Source organism: Lysinibacillus sp. FSL H8-0500, from assembly GCF_038051955.1.
GTDB classification, from domain to species: Bacteria; Bacillota; Bacilli; order Bacillales_A; family Planococcaceae; genus Lysinibacillus; species Lysinibacillus macroides.
The window spans coordinates 2527780-2543526 of record NZ_CP150292.1 but is presented as its reverse complement, the minus strand read 5'-3'; the positions used below and the strand labels follow the sequence as shown (position 1 = coordinate 2543526).

Annotated in this window: 15 protein-coding genes; 9 read left to right on the top strand and 6 right to left on the bottom strand. The window is 33.7% G+C overall.

The window, feature by feature from the left end:
• The first annotated feature begins 23 nt into the window (after positions 1–23).
• Complete coding sequence (locus MHB44_RS12135) at positions 24–377, top strand: hypothetical protein (RefSeq protein ID WP_341299361.1); 354 nt, start codon at positions 24–26, stop codon at positions 375–377.
• A gap of 465 nt (positions 378–842) precedes the next feature.
• Here MHB44_RS12135 and MHB44_RS12130 read toward each other — a convergent pair whose 3' ends face one another.
• Both MHB44_RS12130 and MHB44_RS12125 read right to left on the bottom strand, forming a co-directional pair.
• On the bottom strand, positions 843–1163 hold the full coding sequence (locus tag MHB44_RS12130) for a DUF4183 domain-containing protein (protein WP_341299360.1): 321 nt from the start codon (positions 1161–1163) through the stop codon (positions 843–845).
• Positions 1164–1193: 30 nt separating this feature from the next.
• Positions 1194–1607, bottom strand: a complete 414-nt coding sequence (locus MHB44_RS12125; RefSeq protein WP_341299359.1) for a DUF4183 domain-containing protein — start codon at positions 1605–1607, stop codon at positions 1194–1196.
• A 1084-nt stretch (positions 1608–2691) separates the two neighbouring features.
• Between MHB44_RS12125 and comX the strand changes: the two genes are divergently transcribed.
• The gene (gene comX / locus MHB44_RS12120) at positions 2692–2853 is read left to right on the top strand and encodes a competence pheromone ComX (RefSeq protein ID WP_341299358.1); all 162 of its coding nucleotides are present in this window, start codon (positions 2692–2694) and stop codon (positions 2851–2853) included.
• On the top strand, positions 2834–5116 hold the full coding sequence (locus MHB44_RS12115) for an ATP-binding protein (RefSeq protein WP_341299357.1): 2283 nt from the start codon (positions 2834–2836) through the stop codon (positions 5114–5116). The genes comX and MHB44_RS12115 overlap by 20 nt, the downstream gene beginning before the upstream one ends.
• Before the next feature lie 319 nt (positions 5117–5435).
• Here MHB44_RS12115 and MHB44_RS12110 read toward each other — a convergent pair whose 3' ends face one another.
• Positions 5436–5663 (bottom strand): transposase, encoded by a 228-nt coding sequence (locus tag MHB44_RS12110; protein WP_341299356.1) that lies wholly within the window; start codon positions 5661–5663, stop codon positions 5436–5438.
• A gap of 424 nt (positions 5664–6087) precedes the next feature.
• Positions 6088–7347 carry a hypothetical protein gene (locus MHB44_RS12105; RefSeq protein WP_341299355.1) on the bottom strand — a complete coding sequence of 420 codons (1260 nt, stop codon included), beginning with the start codon at positions 7345–7347 and terminating at the stop codon, positions 6088–6090.
• Positions 7348–8019: 672 nt separating this feature from the next.
• Between MHB44_RS12105 and MHB44_RS12100 the strand changes: the two genes are divergently transcribed.
• Together MHB44_RS12100 and MHB44_RS12095 are read left to right on the top strand one after the other, a co-directional pair.
• Positions 8020–8628: a YpjP family protein gene (locus MHB44_RS12100; protein ID WP_341299354.1), complete on the top strand. Its 609-nt coding sequence runs from the start codon at positions 8020–8022 to the stop codon at positions 8626–8628.
• A gap of 395 nt (positions 8629–9023) precedes the next feature.
• Positions 9024–9398, top strand: coding sequence for a DUF6713 family protein (locus tag MHB44_RS12095; protein WP_341299353.1), 375 nt, complete (start codon positions 9024–9026; stop codon positions 9396–9398).
• Between the two features lie 358 nt (positions 9399–9756).
• On the opposite strand, the gene MHB44_RS12090 is transcribed toward MHB44_RS12095, so the two are convergent.
• A complete protein-coding gene (locus MHB44_RS12090; protein WP_341299352.1) occupies positions 9757–10155 on the bottom strand; it encodes a hypothetical protein in 399 nt (132 codons plus the stop codon).
• A 559-nt stretch (positions 10156–10714) separates the two neighbouring features.
• Complete coding sequence (locus MHB44_RS12085) at positions 10715–11368, bottom strand: FusB/FusC family EF-G-binding protein (protein WP_341299351.1); 654 nt, start codon at positions 11366–11368, stop codon at positions 10715–10717.
• A 480-nt stretch (positions 11369–11848) separates the two neighbouring features.
• Here MHB44_RS12085 and MHB44_RS12080 point away from each other — a divergent pair, with 480 nt between their 5' ends.
• From MHB44_RS12080 to MHB44_RS12065, 4 genes are all read left to right on the top strand, one after another.
• Positions 11849–14047 (top strand): NERD domain-containing protein, encoded by a 2199-nt coding sequence (locus MHB44_RS12080; RefSeq protein ID WP_341299350.1) that lies wholly within the window; start codon positions 11849–11851, stop codon positions 14045–14047.
• Between the two features lie 253 nt (positions 14048–14300).
• Positions 14301–14699, top strand: coding sequence for a MarR family transcriptional regulator (locus MHB44_RS12075; RefSeq protein ID WP_341299349.1), 399 nt, complete (start codon positions 14301–14303; stop codon positions 14697–14699).
• Positions 14699–15046: a DUF3147 family protein gene (locus MHB44_RS12070; protein WP_341299348.1), complete on the top strand. Its 348-nt coding sequence runs from the start codon at positions 14699–14701 to the stop codon at positions 15044–15046. The genes MHB44_RS12075 and MHB44_RS12070 overlap by 1 nt, the downstream gene beginning before the upstream one ends.
• 137 nt (positions 15047–15183) lie before the next feature.
• The gene (locus MHB44_RS12065; protein ID WP_341299347.1) at positions 15184–15645 is read left to right on the top strand and encodes a hypothetical protein; all 462 of its coding nucleotides are present in this window, start codon (positions 15184–15186) and stop codon (positions 15643–15645) included.
• Positions 15646–15747: the final 102 nt, after the last annotated feature.

Genomic DNA, 15747 nt, shown 5'->3' with positions numbered 1-15747 from the left:
ATTAAGATGGAGGTGATAATCAGATGTATAGTAATACGGCAAATATGCTCAAACAAACTTCAAATCTCATACATGCGTTGAATAAGTTAAAACAAAACCTATCTTTTGTGAAATCGTATGCGAATAACGATAAAATATTAGCACTCTATTTTTTTAATAATGCCTATAGTGATTTTAATTTATTCAAAACAATTTATTTATCTGTAACACCTGGTGATCAAAAAATCGATGGATTTTTACAATCCTATGAAAAAATTTTTGTAGAAGTAAATAAATACTTAGAATCCTTTACTGAAGATCAATTTCACAAAGAAGTGATGTTTGCGATTACTGAGGTAGAAATGTATTTATTGAATCTGATAGATATATATAGATAAATCCACTAGCGTCGCATTGTCTATTTTAATGCGACGCTAGTGGATTTTTGTATATCATCATTTACACGAATTTTAAAATAAAATAGCCCAACTCTAATTTTTATTAGTCCACCAAAATTTTTATTTATTATTCTTTGATAGATGAGAGGATCTCTAGTGTATTTAAAATTGAAAATTAAGAATTAGATGGAAATAAATATTGCTTTACAGTATTAGTTGTATAAAAAGGAATGATTATGTTGAAAAAAATTGGTGTCATAGTATGTTTATTATTAAGTTGCTTTTTTCTAAATGAAGATATACTTTGACGCGATGTAGTTTGCAAAGAGTATTAAACAACAGTTTGAAAAATGTGATTTTATGTAAATCATTAACTAGAAACGAGAAAGGGTCACTCTGAAAAAAGTGACCCTAAGTCCCAAAATAGGAGAAATCAGCTAAAAGTGATGGTTTTGTATGTCAGCATTAAATTTGTGTGACTAATTCTACTGCTTCTATCACTAATGGAGTTCCTGCTGTGAGTGTACCAGTAATATCATTAAATGTTAACTCCGTTGCAGAGATTGTATATAAATCACCTTCTTGTAAGACACCATTAATATAGAAATTATAGTAGCCATTCGTTACTACAGGGAAAGCAGTTGCCGCATTTCCACTATCATCTAAAAAGGCAGTTGCAGCAATAGTAGTTCCGTCTGTGACAGCTAAATTTGCTGCTAAAACATTAAAGAATCTAGTCGAAGAGCCAGTAACATTTACATGAATATTAATAATTGAAAGCGCCATTTTTTCACCTCCTTTCAAGAGCAGAAATGTTTATTGGAAGCCCAATGATTCTATAATAATCGGCGTTCCAGCAAAAATAGTGGCATTAAATGGATTAAGGTTTAAGGAATCTGGGGTTACGTTATAGGCGCCACCCTCCTGCATAACGGCATTGATATAAAGATTGACGTAGCCATTAGGACGAAAAAGCGTAAATTCAGTTATGGGAGCGCCATTATCATCGGTAAATAAATTAGCGGGAAGGGTTGCTCCGTTTGTTAAATTAATTGCCTCTGTAACAATATAGAAATATCGATTTATGATAGGAATAATCGTTCCAGCAGGAGGAACGACTGGGGGAGGTTGAATAGCACCTATGTCAATAGCCCTTATACGAGACCAAACAACCCGATTATTTTCACAGCAACTGTTACAAGACAACTTTTGGAGGTCCATTTTTTTCATTATTTTTCTCACCTCTCTTTCCAATATATTTTTGACCCCGAAAGTCATAGGCATTTGTTACAGAGAATGATGTTTAAAAAATAGATCTTGCTTTCATTACTATTTTATGAATTAAGATGGAAAGGTGATTGGCAATATGTCTATTCAATAAAGAGTATTTATAAAAAGATAAGTTTTTTGAATAGCTAAAATAGCGCCTGAAATAGGGGATAGAATTGCTCCATTTACAGCGGATAGATCAATCGATAACGGATAATAGTTGGGTTTAAGGATGAAGACTGAAGGAGAAGGCAGGAAGTAGGGAAAGGTAAGTATAGAGCATATTGATGTGTTTAGTACCATTCCAGAGAAGGGGAATCCCTCTGGTGTCGTATTGAATGACGAGGATTATACAGCAAACCACTTTTGTGACTCCTTCACGGGTCGCTGATTTTCGCATTCGTTACGTAAGAAGACTCTAACTTTTTATGGTGAAAATTAAGTGATTTTATTATCTCGATACACAATAAGATATACAGATTATCCGACAATAAGATCAATATAATAGAATAATCTTAAAAAACTTTCTAACAACGTAAGAGGTATTTTAGAGCTGTAAATCATTATTTTTTAAAAAGAAAATTTGTGTAATATCAATAACTGGATAGAGTAAAGGTGGGTAGACATTGTTTGTACTATAATCTCTATTTGCAATTGTCTGTATAGGAAGAGGGGTGCCGATTCCAACAGCTATTTTTTGTGAAATTGTTTACCCGTATGAGCAAAACATGAAATAACAAAAATTTTCGATGCTTACTAAGATACCATCAAAAATTGGCAAAATAATGATTTTTATTTTGGGGAAAAGGTTTTTGAGCGATTAACCCAACAGAAAATTAAAAAAATAAAGGTCGCAGCTATTTATCTGAAGAAATAGGGTGAATTTTAAAGTTTTTGGGAATTTTCAGAAAAATAATGTTGAATTATGAGGAAGGGATAGTATAATAAAAATATAGTTTCAAATATGGTTAATAACTCCTTTATTGTAGAGATTTAGTAGCTAATAGTTGTGACTATAAAAAAACTAGGAGATTGGGGAGATTTTATGATTAACATGATTCAATATTTAGAGCAAAATCCAGCATTAGTGACATTGTTAAAAGAAAAAAAAGCTTCTCTAATTGGTATGACAGAACTAGAACAACGGGCAATTTTGGAGTCGTTTGATAAGAATGTATCAATAGAATATGAATATTTCTGGTACTAATTTTTTAAAAAATAAATATTCTTGGCTTGCTATAAGTACATATTTAATGATAGGGGTTTATTTACTTTATGTTACTTATAGCACACCTTTCTTAGGAATTAAATTAAAAAAAGAGAACGAACAATGGGTAATAATTGATCTATATTATAAACAATCAATAGAAGAACAGGGAATTACTTTTGGTGATGTTGTCTTAAATGTTGATGGAGAAAGTATGAATGAATTAACTAGTCTCACATATGATCCTGTTATTAGAGTCGCTAAAGAATTAACTTTATTAAAGGGAAATGGGGAAATTATTCAGATTCATATTACACCCTTCGATATTCCTGAACATTTATTTTATATATTAATTCTACCTGGAAGTTACTATTTATTAAGCCTAATTCTTTCATTCTTTCTGTATAAGAAACAAAAAAACTCCAGTTTAATAAATTTACTTATCTTGTTTATACTTACCATAGCGTTAGCTTATGTTAGTATTGGTGCATCTGGTAGACTAAATAGTATTGGCACTATTGTCAATCGAAGTAGCATGCTCTTATGTCTTGTAATACTGATTCATTTTCTAAGAAATTACTTTATATTTTTAAATTTAAAATGGTCATTTATTAAGAAAATTAAACTATTATATACAATACCGCTGATTATACTGATTTTTAGTATAGTAAGTATTGTTTACCCATTTACAAATCCTTTATTTTCACAAATTACTTTAGGTTTATTTTTAATTTTACTGATTGTTGTTCTTGGTATTTTAGGGATTGGCTATATTCGATATAAAACGCCTCAATTAAAAATTTTTTTATTAAGTATTATTATTCCCTTTTTACCATTTCTTTTGTTATTTGTAGTGCCAAAGATTTTCTTTCATAAAGAAATTCTTTCTGCTGAAATTTGCTCCTTATTTTTTATGTTCATCCCGCTTAGCTTTATTTTCACACAGCTTACTGAACGTATCTTTGATATGGAGTATTATATTTCGAGGCTGCGTTATTATTTTAATTTTTCTTTTATCTTTACGCTTTGGCTTTTACTAGGGCTCTATTTTTTAACGGGTCTATCGTTGGCCCGCCTCACAGAGATTTTCCTTTTTACCTTTCTTTCGTTAATGGCACTGTTTTATATAAAGGAGCGGCTGGATTATCATAAGCGCAAGATTCTATTCTCTACCAAAGATGACTATATTCATCATCTGCATACTACTATCGATAGTATTGGTAGAGTGGTGAAAATTGAAGATTTGTTGGCACGATTTGCTCAGGAAGTGGCGCTACAGCTTGAGGTAGAACATGTTTCTGTGCTTACCTACGATTTTCACACTCATCAGGTTATCTTGAACAATCCATCCAAGGAATATATGGAGCACATTGATGAGGCATTGCTGGAACGATTAAGCTTAGGGGATATTCAAAAAACAGATTATTTTTACCTTGCCTTTATCCAGCAGGATGCTCACTTTAAACGCATTCTTGTCATCGACCATCGTCAAGCCATTTACCTGAAAGATGAGGAATTGCTCTGGCTTGAATTATTACTGTTATACTTAAATAATTTTATTGAAAACACCAAAATGATAGAGGATCTTTTACAGCAGCTCAAGGATAGAAAAGCATCTGATAATCAGGAACTATCGTGGCTCAATAAATTACTATGGCTACGTTTTGAGGAAGAAAAATATCAATTGGCCCAAGAACTGCATGATACGATTTTACAGGAACAGCTTCATATCGCTAGAGAAATGGATGCGCTGGTACATTGGAAGGACGTAGAAATGATCCCGTCACAGCTTGAAAAGGTGCATGAACAGATGGTGATTTCCTTAAATGATTTAAGGGGATATTGTGAAAGCTTAAAGCCCCCCTTACTGGACACACTAGGCTTAAATGCAGCACTTAAAAAACTAATTCAAAAAATTCATAAGCGTGTTGATTTTCTGTTAATCTATACGATAGATCGCCTATATTTAGAGGATGAACGTTTAAATTTAATGATTTATCGACTGTTCCAGGAGCTATTAAACAATGCACTCAAACATGCCTATGCTAATACAGTTGAAGTGCATTTACTTAGCACGGAGGAAGGCTTTGAAATTCTTTATACAGATGATGGTATAGGCTGTAATATGGATGATATTAGACATGCTGACTCGATGGGCATTCGTGGTATGCAGGAGCGCGTTCAGTCGTTTAACGGGAAATTCATGCTAGATACGAAGGTCGGAGAAGGGATGACCATTCGCATACAAGTAAATGAGGTATAAAAAAGACTTATTTACAAATTGTAGTGTTGAATGTTCAAAATTAGTTGTTATAGGTCCCTTATGATATAATTCATTACTGAGTCCATAAAAGGGCGACCAATTCTTAAGCAGTAGTGTAATTAGACGCTACTGCTTTAATTTTTTCTTATTTTCCAATGTTCTTTTATGTGCAAAATTCACTTCTTGAAACACCTAATACTTCGCACATCTTTGCCACACGGAAATCGTGTCGGTGCTGTTGAATAAAGTTGTAAATTACTTCTGGTCTTTCGCAAAGATGCTCATCGTCTTTTTTAAGATGGCGTTTTCCTCTTCTAGGTCACGTATTCTTTTTTTGTAAATCTTTATTTTCCTTGTCTTCGGTTTTTAAGTTCCCACTACCGACAAATGCAGCTTCCCCATCTTTACTAAATTTCTTTACCCAATTGTGTAATGTTTGTTCTGCAAGATCCAGCTCACGTGCAACCTCCGCAACCCTCTTGCCACTTTCAACTAATTGTACGGCCTCTAATTTAAATTCTTTGTCATAACTTTTTCGTTTTGTCATCTTAGACACTCCAGTAAATTGTTAAGATTATTATACTTTATAAACGCCCAATTCACTGTGTCCATAATTTAGACTAACATCAAAGTAAAATTAATCATACCCAAAATGAAATAGAGCTATTTTTTGAAACTCCAATTCATAATTAAGTCTTCCCGAATACGTAGAAAGTTTGGATAGGCTACACTTAGTTGGACAGTTTTATAGAGGGTAAGGTGCAATTACTAAGCCCTTCAACGAAGAAGAGCTTTATATGGAGCAATGGGCTTGATAGCCTCGTTTGGCTAAGCCAGCCCTATTTAGCTGGATTCTTGGCGCAATGAATCATGCCTATAGAGGCTCCATGTCAAGCAACCTGTCCGTCCCTTATGCTTTAAAGGAACCTTTAAAAAAGTTGTCCAAAAGTGTTACCATTCCAATATATCCTTCAACAAAAAAAATTGTTCTTAAGTAAATCCTTTGAATCAAGGTAATTAATTTCAATAGAATTAGCATAATTCAATGATTTACTATAAATCTTCTCAAGAATGTGTTCCCATGTTGATTTGAAAGTCTCTTTTGCATCGTCATCATAGAAAAAGTAAGTAATTTTAGGAGATTCTATTTTATTTGAATGGAAATAATAATATATGCTACTTAAAATGTGATAATCATTTTCTGGATGAACACCAAAAAATACAATGTGATTGATAAACTCTGATTTCAAATTTTCTTCTAAAATTTTACCTGGATCCTTCATCTGCTGGGCAAACGCTTGTTTGTTCATCACTAACTCATGAACAAATCCATCTACCACTTTAGTAGTTGTATAATCCCCTAATAAAATGTCATTTGTATAATATTTCTTTATATTGTTTGACAAAGCATATGAATAATAAAATATATCGCCTTCTTTAATTTCAGAAAACCTTCCATGTAAATGCAATGTTTCCCTTTGTGAAACAGTTTCTAAAATTAAGTCATAGTTTAAACTGAATAATAATCTATGATCATTCAGCCAAGTTTTTAATGCTTCTTTATTGATATTGTTGATATTTTCAAGTTTATCTATATCTACAGACTTTCCTTCATTAAATACAATAGATATCATTAACAATCTATAAAATATTGCAAAACCGTTAGAACGTGTTCTTGGCATTACAGAACCGGGTGTGTTTGGATCAAAAAGTACTAACGTTTCACCTAACTTCATTAAAGTAATAAAAAGATTGGGGTACTTATTAAATTCTATAAATTCCGGTGTTCTATCAACTAAGTTGTAAATCCAAAATAAAACAGGCCAGTTTTCAATATTTACATAATATATCCCTTTTTCTTTGCCTACTTTCGCAATTTTTCCAGTAATCTCGACCATGTTGGGAGCAGTTTTTGATTTATGTATATATTTACTTTCTAATAACATTTCAGAAATTTTAGGCGTATTTATTATAAATTCTGCAAATTCAAGAGCATCTATAAATATTTTTTCTAATTTAGATTGATTCATATAACGTACAAAGTTTAATACACTTGAATAGTTGGTTTTTAATGCTTTTTTTGTATTTGGTTTAGCCCCTAAAGAGATATCAAACTCACCTAACTTTAATAAAGTATTTTTTCCTTTATTAAGGGCCCCATAAATATTTGCAAAGGAGCGATCAAAATTAATGCTAAATCCATTACCGACAATTAGTGCTTTATTATCCATTTATAAAATCACCTAGTTCAAAATTTATTTTCGCTTTACTACTTTTAAGTATTGATTATACTTAGAATGCTACTAACTATACAAAATGGAATTTCTTTATTACTAATTAATTGATTCTTAAGAATCACTTTTGATTTTAGCACATTAATTGCATGTCATACAAAAATCAAATAAAAACCACCCATAAAAAAGAAAAACTTATGAGTTCCAAGATAAATAAAAGGATTGGGGTGTTAACCCCAATCCTACTCATATTCACACACTCCTGTACACACGCCGCATATTTTTTTTGCCCTAATTAGCCCCAGAGCAGCCCCATAACAAAGCCTCAATCAGCCCCAATTTAAAGCATTATTTTACATCATATTGCATTAAATGAAATTCAGAAAAATAGCTAAAACCTTGATAACACGGCGTTATATACAAGATTTGTGTTCAGTATGCATTGTGACTAAATTAGTCCGTGAAGCATAGAGATGATAAGTAACCTAACATTAATAAAAGACCAATACCCATTGCGATACTCATACTTTGTACCTCCTTTAAAAAACGACACATTCTTCATAAATATTGTACAATGAATTGTAGAAATATGAAACCTTTTAATGGCGATAACGTATATAATAATAAGGAGAATTACCAATTTGTACATAAAAGAGTAGGTGTGAATAAATGAAAACGTGGGTGAAAAAAAGTATTGTCATCATGGTGGCGTTTTTAACATTTGGTTTAATTACGCCGACACATGAAATTTGGGATGCATTTGATCAAGGCTCCTCTAACCGCGCCTCGATTGACTCTACACCAGGGATAGGCACGGCTGTTGCAGCAGAAACAGAGAATAGCTGGGATGAGCAGACTCAAGTACAGGAAGAAGCGGTTGATTATAGTGCTACGCTGATTGATGCCGCAAAAGAGCAATCATACATAAAGTTTGGCACAAAAATTGGTCCGAAAATTAGCAATGAATTTGACAGCATTATCTTCCCAAAAATCGAGGAAGCGATTGCAATGACAGTGGCTAGCTTGGACGAGCAATCACTAGCCTCCTTAACGATCTCTGAAAAGCCAAGCGGTCATTATGGCGAAAAAATTTTTAATGTGATCAATAATGCAACAGGCACAGATGTCATTCGCTTCCATGTGCGTACAGAAAAAAGACCTTTAGAAGGCTACTATTATAATTTCCACTACCATAGTGCCGAGGACAATTTTATGGCACACCACAATCTAGGCGATATTTACTGGAACAAAAACACACCACCGAAGTGGTTGTCATAAAAGACCAAAAACACTTGTTGAACATGCGAGTGTTTTTTTGTCCGAAAATGCTGATATAATAGGGTTTTTAGCAGTTTACGAAAAAACGGTTTTTATGAAGGGAATCAAGCAAAAAGGGTGGGGAAAACCTGTACCCCAAAATGTACCCGTTTTTTATCTGTTTTCACTTTCTTCAAATGAATTTAGCTTAAGCAATTGATCGTGTAATTCGAAGGTAGGGTGGTGCGGTAAGGTTTTCCTCACCTAATTGCTATAAAAGGCAAATTAGCGAAAAGTAAGTGAACTTCACTCACTTTCATTGTGACTTTATATCGACATATTTTGGTAGGTTTACTTGATATTTTGAAACTAACTTTATAGTAATATTGAGTATATAAAGATGTAGGAGGTTTTAGATGCCTGATTTATTACTGGTACTTTTTTTATTTAATCTTTCTTTATTTCTTTTGCACGAAATGGACGCAATAAGGCGCTCTGAGTGGCAATTGTTTATTATACTTAAAGATATGGAAGATGCAAAGGCTTATAAAGTTTTCACATTTATTCACCTTTTTCTTTACGTATTCATACTTTCCTTACTTTTTAGCCAATATCAATCGATAACTTTCTGGGTCCTTGATTTATTCTTTATCATTCATGCAATCCTGCATTTGCTTTTTGAACGACATCCTCGTAACGGGTTTAAAAATACGTTTTCAAGATCCATTATTTATCCAATGGGCATCCTTGCTGTCATACATTTATTATTTTTAATGAATAGTTCGATTTAAGTCCCATCTATATATGATGTGGCTTTTTATTATGAAAATAACCTATAATAACATTTCCTTTTTCTTGTCTCAAATCACATATCAAACCATTGGGCTCATGTTCTGTTTCACCGTGTAGTGTTGCTGCTCTTCGTTTATTAGCCATTATGGCGGTACATCCATAGTTTTTCATTCTTTGCATTAAAGTAATAGTAGAACGCTAGTTCTGAGGTAGTGGGTGTCGCTAATAATCGCGAAATGGTATTAAAAAAATAAGGTGGGTGATATTATACTTTCATCTTTGGGCATGTCTAAATGAAATATACGACAAAATTCAATAACTAACTACTCTATGGAATTTAACATGCTTGACTTACGTTCAGGTATCAAAACTGCCTAATATCATAAAATCAACAATGACTCCACTGACAGGATTTTCTGAACCTAAAACACTAATGCCTAATAATGTTACACCACTAATATTTGTAACGTTAGCAGAGACGTATTTTGCAGTAATGTTCTTCTCTCTCATTTGCACTCTCGGTCTTGAATTTATTGATGAATTTGTAGAAAAGACGCTGGCTACTGCATAGTCGATTGTTGATAATAGTGTATTGCCAGTAGCCAATGCATTATCTGTAAAATAAAACGTAGCTATGCCATTTGCATCTGATGTAGCTTGTCCATAAATAATGCGCTTTGCTTTTTTTGGATGGGGCTCTCCTGCTTTAAACACATGAAATAATGTTGGTGCTAGTGTAATAAATTCAATGCTCATCGCTATTCCCCTTTTTTATATTTTGGTATCCACTAAATTATAAAAATATATGATTCGTTAATATTTTATGACCAATCTATTTTTTTATTACCTACAGGGCCTTATTGAATGCTTTTAAATAAAACTTCCATGAGCGATTGCCTCTAACCTAAAATAGTGTTCTTTCTTAGCGTGTTAGTAAATTATCTTGTAGTATGGACGGATAAGATATGAGGTATTGACGCTCATTATGCTAGAAGCTATTGGTTTATTGTTCACTCAGGCTATAGTAGATTTTTTGATCGATGCGCTAACAGGAAAAGAAATGTTAATCATTGAAGATCACCATGTCGACTAGATATTTTTATTGCAAGGCAATTTTTCTAGGCGTTATTAAAAAGGTAAATAAAAATTTGGTCACCATTATCACCTGGGAAAGAAATTTTGTTCTTGAGAATTTAGACGTACTAGGTGTGAAGAGGAGAGGTTGTTTTCAGTCAAGCTATGCAGAAGCAATCGTGGACTTTCATTAGCTAATAAAAGGCAGAAACGTTACTTTCGTCTCTGCCTTTTTCATTTATTATTTTTGGGTAATTCGTTCGAAAAATGCTAGGGTTTTATCCATATCTGTGACATGTCCATTGCACGTTTGGCTATCGGCACAAATGTAATTGCTGTGGTTGGTATAAGTTCCCACAGCTTGCCCTTTAACGGAAGTGGTAAAGAGCCCCACATCTGAATGGCGATTACAAACAGCACAAATACCACGAATTGTATTGTTGGAGAATATGCCTTTAATGGCTTTAAACTGCCCCTCCTGCTCAAGTACCACGTATTTTCGATGTGTGCCAGGGTCATCCCAAGCTAAATAGCAAATTTGAGAGAAATCGAGTTCCTCCAGCTTTGGTAGTTTGAGCTTTTTCTCTTTTTTAAACAAGCTTTTTAGCGTGCTAACTGTAAGAGGCTTGAACGGAATAACGTAGGGCTTAATCTGCGCTAAAAACGCCTCGCCTTGTGGGCGATCAATCACGCTAAATAGCTGTTCAATCAATTTTGTTTCTGCTGATGAAAGCGCTAATTTAGCTGTAATTTCACTATCCACAAGACCGCGTACTGCAAGGATAACATTTTTATCCTTCGTGGTTATTAGGGCATGTAGAATTTTATTTAGTTGCTGCTCAAGTAAATGATAGTTAGCCACCGTTAAAAATGGCTGAATTGTTTGTTTGTCCATTTGAAATCTCTCCTGTAGTATAGGCTTTTCATGCATATGGCCTAAAGAGATCATTCAATCACTATTAGTTGTGTAACTTACACAAGACCTCTTTGACCGAAAGAGGGAGTTCTAGTGTAAGCATTTCTAAAAAATGCGTTCAAATTGATTCCTCCTTAAAAGAAAACGATTGGTATATATGCATTTTGAGTAGGAAGATAACCCACTTCTCATAGATACCTATAGATATATTAACATGAAAAAAGCGATGCTGTATGGAAATAAGACATTAAAAAATATATCTGACAGATAGATACATAATAAATTTAAGGACCTTGAATCCTAAATTGCTAATTTTTTATAAATTTCAATCCCTTAAAATAACAAATATTAATATTTATTTTAATAAATAGGTCCTATTATTTTAGTTAATTTGTAATAAAAGTAATTATATAGTATTATAATACTGATTTATTTTCTGAATTTTATGTGAAAGGTCTGATGATATTGCCATTTGTTGAAACGGAGTATTTAGGAAAACCAGGAGAATCTGGTGAAAAAAAAGTTTGGGATTCGATTAAACAAGCTTATCGTGATAAAGAAAGGACGGATAAATGTCTAGCTTATTGGCGCTATCCTTTATTCACAAATGTTGGTCAAACACGTAAAGAGCCTGATATCTTGATTGCCGATAAAGATAATGGAATTATAATTATTGAGGTAAAATCAATAACCATTCATCAACTTGTAGCAGTTAATGGTCACCTATGGGAATATAAAGATTTCTATGAACATACAGGAAATCCTTATCAACAAGCAGAAAATCAATTATTTTCTCTGCTCGGTATCTTTGATCGTGAAGCAGCGATTCGTAGGAAAATTAGTGGTAAAGTTTTAATTGCACTGCCTAACATCTCTGAAGAAGAATGGATTTCCCATGGCTTTGACCGTCTTCCTAGTGTGCCTCCTATTATTTTTAATAATGATTTAGGGCGCGCCACACTTCTAGCAAAAATAGAAAATACTATTAATATTCAAAAAGGTGAAGAAATTAATGATGAGCGTTGGAAAATGATATTATCTATTTTAAGTGGCTCACCAATTTATAGAAAAGAAATCACTGAAGCACAAAGTGATATTACCACTCGTTTGGGAGTTGTGAATTCACTTATTGAAAAACTTTCTGAAATGGATATCCAACAAGAAAATATTGGGAAAACTATTCCGTCTGGACCACAACGTATTCGTGGAATTGCAGGATCTGGTAAATCCGTTCTACTTTGTCAAAAAGCAGCGCATATGTATTTAAAACATCCAGATTGGGATATTGCACTTGTCTTCTACTCAAGGAGTTTATACGAAGAGGTTGTGAGTCAAGTAGATAAATGGTTAAGACATTTTAGTAATGGTGATGTATGTTATAACGAAGAAGTAGGAAAAAAATTAAAAATTCTTCATTCGTGGGGAGGAAAAAGTAGACAAGGGTTCTATAGCTATATTTGCGAAGCTCACGGTGAAAGAAAACTAACTTTAAACGATGCTAAAGATCAGGGAATCAGAGGAACGGGAGATTCCTTAGGATATATATGTACACAGTTTTTAAAAAATGTGCCAGAAGTTATACCTTTATTTGATGCAGTTTTAATTGACGAAGGTCAAGATTTCATGGTAAGCGATGCCTATAAGTTTGAAGATAAACAACCATTCTATTGGTTTGCATATCAAGTATTACGTCCAGTTGATAAAACAGATCCTACTAATCGTAGACTTATTTGGGCATATGACGAAAGTCAGAGTCTGGATAATTTAGTTGTTCCAACAGCTCGTGAGCTCTTTGGGAATGCTCCTGAGTTTAAGCAGTTTGTTTCAGGTATACATAAAGGTGGTATTAGAAAAAGTGAAATTATGCATCGCTGCTATCGTACGCCGGGACCTATTCTAACAGCTGCACATGCTATCGGTATGGGTCTATTACGCCCAGAGGGTATGTTGCGAGGTATTACAAATAAAGATGACTGGAAAAATATTGGTTATGAAGTATTAGAAGGGAACTTTCGTCAAGGAGAAAAAATAGTGTTACAACGCCCTAGTAAAAACTCTCCTAACCTTGTTCCAAAAGTTTGGAATAATCCAGTATTAGAATTTAAAACTTATATATCAAGAAATGAAGAACTTCAAGCTCTTGCAACAGAAATTAAAAATAATTTACAAAAAGACCATTTAAAAGCTTCAAAAAATATTTTAGTCATTGTACTAGGCGAAGCTTGGGAAGCATCCGTTCTTCAAAAAGAAGTCGCAAAAGTATTAATGCAACATCAAATTGATATTTATATACCTGCTGAAAGTGGTAAAAATACGACGAACACTTTTTGGAGGGATAAAAAGCTGGATCAATTTTGGGAAGAGGGGGCTGTGACCATTTCACTTGTCCCACGTGCTAAAGGAAATGAAGCGCATATGGTTTATGTGGTAGGTGCAGATTTAGTGGCTAGTAATGAAGGAAATATACAATTGCGCAATCAACTGTTTGTAGGATTGACTCGTTCAAAAGGCTGGGCTAAATTATCTGGTATTAGTCATTATGATATGTATGATGAAATAAATCATGTCATCAAAAGCGACGATACATTCGAATTTACCTTTAAACGTGCACCGTTACAAAATATTAATGAAGATTTAGAGGAAGTTGTATTTGCATAAAAACTGTAACAGTGATTTTTAAATACAATAGAAACTGATTAAAGAATTAATTTTAGCAAGCAAAATACACAAAGTATCAGCTCGAAAAAATTTAACTAATGCTATAATCAGCCTTTTTTATGATAAATTAATGAACCTACTCTAAAAAAACTTTAATGAGTAGGTTCTTTTAGTTACCTAAAAATATGCCCTTTAAATATATCGTAAATTACGATATAATCGCTTATGACGATATATTAAAGGAGATAAAGCAATGATTAATGAGATTAATAGTTATTTTACAACGATATACTATCACCTACATACAACACATGAAGATGTGATTTCCCATCAAAGCGTACGTATTTTACAGATGATTCAAAAGGAAGAGGAGGTAACGGTGCGCGATATTGCGGAGTTCCTCTATATTTCCCATAATACCGCATCTGAGCATGTTAAAAAGCTAGGGCGACATGGTTGGGTGCAGAAGGAGCGCGCTGCTGAGGACCAGCGCAAGGTACTTCTTCATTTAACACAAGAGGGGCTACAGGTGCTAAAGAAGAATGCAGAATTGGATGATGCGAAGCTACAGGATGCACTGAATCGCTTAACAGAGCAAGAGCAACAGGCCATCCTACAGGCATTTCGACGTTTAAGTGAGGTGGCAAAGTAATGTATACATTTGTTAAAATTTTAAGCTCCGCAGCGATTATTGGTATTGTGACAGAGATAGCGCGTAGATTTCCAACCTATGGGGGCATTATTGCAGCCCTGCCCTTGGTAAGTATTTTAAGTATTATTTGGCTAACGGTGCAAAGTGAACCGAGCGAGCATATTCAGCGTTTTACAGTAGGGGTTATGGTGGGCTTACCAGCAACGATGTGTATGCTGTTTGTTATTTATATCGCCATGAAATCCTCACTGCATCTCGTTTTCGCCATTGGTTTAGGGATACTTTCATGGGCAGTATTTTTAGGTATTCAAAAGGCTATCGCGAATGTTTTCCATCTTTCTATGTAAGGAGTTTAGCTTTGATAATACTGCCAATTCAATCGGTAAGTCGGTACCCCATATAAGATGAAATACGTTTACAAAAACAGCTTGTCTTGCCTTAAGTCAGGTTGTTTTTTTGTTATACTGAAAAAGAGGAGGTTCACATGAAAAAAATATTATTTGCATTATTATTAAGTGTAGTCGTAGTCGGAGCTATATTTATTGTTTATTTAAAAAGTAATCCACCGCTTGTCATGCAAAGCTATATGAAAATGCAGGACAATACAGCGGTCACCTTGATTACGCTGGATAATCAAGGCTTGCGTGAGATTAAGCTAAAACAGTTGCTTGTTAATGATAAGCTTCCTGAGCATGTAGGGCTTGTGATTAGTAAGTCTGAGCCCTTTGAGGTAGACACTAAGCTAGAGGAAAGTAGCGAGATGTCCTTGCATAAATTAACACAGGTGGCGATGCTACCGCGACAATACATAGACCCACAAGCTATTGGCAAGCCGCAGCATTATGCGATCCAAGTAATAGCACCTGATATAAAGAAAATCACCATTCAATATGAATATTTAAATTTACCATTTACATTAACAGCTGAGCTACACAGTGATCAATAGGTAGAAGAAATTCTTCAAACATGTCTCTTTTGCATCCTAATCAGTGAATTTAGGCCGTTTATGGAACCAAATAGGGGAAATAACGTATAACAGAGAAAAGGC

Excerpts from the sequence above, each read along its gene's own strand:
- MHB44_RS12135 (WP_341299361.1), top strand. The coding sequence starts at position 24 with ATGTATAGTAATACGGCAAATATGCTCAAACAAACTTCAAATCTCATA.
- MHB44_RS12130 (WP_341299360.1), bottom strand. The coding sequence starts at position 1,163 with ATGGCGCTTTCAATTATTAATATTCATGTAAATGTTACTGGCTCTTCG.
- MHB44_RS12125 (WP_341299359.1), bottom strand. The coding sequence starts at position 1,607 with ATGAAAAAAATGGACCTCCAAAAGTTGTCTTGTAACAGTTGCTGTGAA.
- comX (WP_341299358.1), top strand. The coding sequence starts at position 2,692 with ATGATTAACATGATTCAATATTTAGAGCAAAATCCAGCATTAGTGACA.
- MHB44_RS12115 (WP_341299357.1), top strand. The coding sequence starts at position 2,834 with ATGAATATTTCTGGTACTAATTTTTTAAAAAATAAATATTCTTGGCTT.
- MHB44_RS12110 (WP_341299356.1), bottom strand. The coding sequence starts at position 5,663 with ATGACAAAACGAAAAAGTTATGACAAAGAATTTAAATTAGAGGCCGTA.
- MHB44_RS12105 (WP_341299355.1), bottom strand. The coding sequence starts at position 7,347 with ATGGATAATAAAGCACTAATTGTCGGTAATGGATTTAGCATTAATTTT.
- MHB44_RS12100 (WP_341299354.1), top strand. The coding sequence starts at position 8,020 with ATGAAAACGTGGGTGAAAAAAAGTATTGTCATCATGGTGGCGTTTTTA.
- MHB44_RS12095 (WP_341299353.1), top strand. The coding sequence starts at position 9,024 with ATGCCTGATTTATTACTGGTACTTTTTTTATTTAATCTTTCTTTATTT.
- MHB44_RS12090 (WP_341299352.1), bottom strand. The coding sequence starts at position 10,155 with ATGAGCATTGAATTTATTACACTAGCACCAACATTATTTCATGTGTTT.
- MHB44_RS12085 (WP_341299351.1), bottom strand. The coding sequence starts at position 11,368 with ATGGACAAACAAACAATTCAGCCATTTTTAACGGTGGCTAACTATCAT.
- MHB44_RS12080 (WP_341299350.1), top strand. The coding sequence starts at position 11,849 with ATGATATTGCCATTTGTTGAAACGGAGTATTTAGGAAAACCAGGAGAA.
- MHB44_RS12075 (WP_341299349.1), top strand. The coding sequence starts at position 14,301 with ATGATTAATGAGATTAATAGTTATTTTACAACGATATACTATCACCTA.
- MHB44_RS12070 (WP_341299348.1), top strand. The coding sequence starts at position 14,699 with ATGTATACATTTGTTAAAATTTTAAGCTCCGCAGCGATTATTGGTATT.
- MHB44_RS12065 (WP_341299347.1), top strand. The coding sequence starts at position 15,184 with ATGAAAAAAATATTATTTGCATTATTATTAAGTGTAGTCGTAGTCGGA.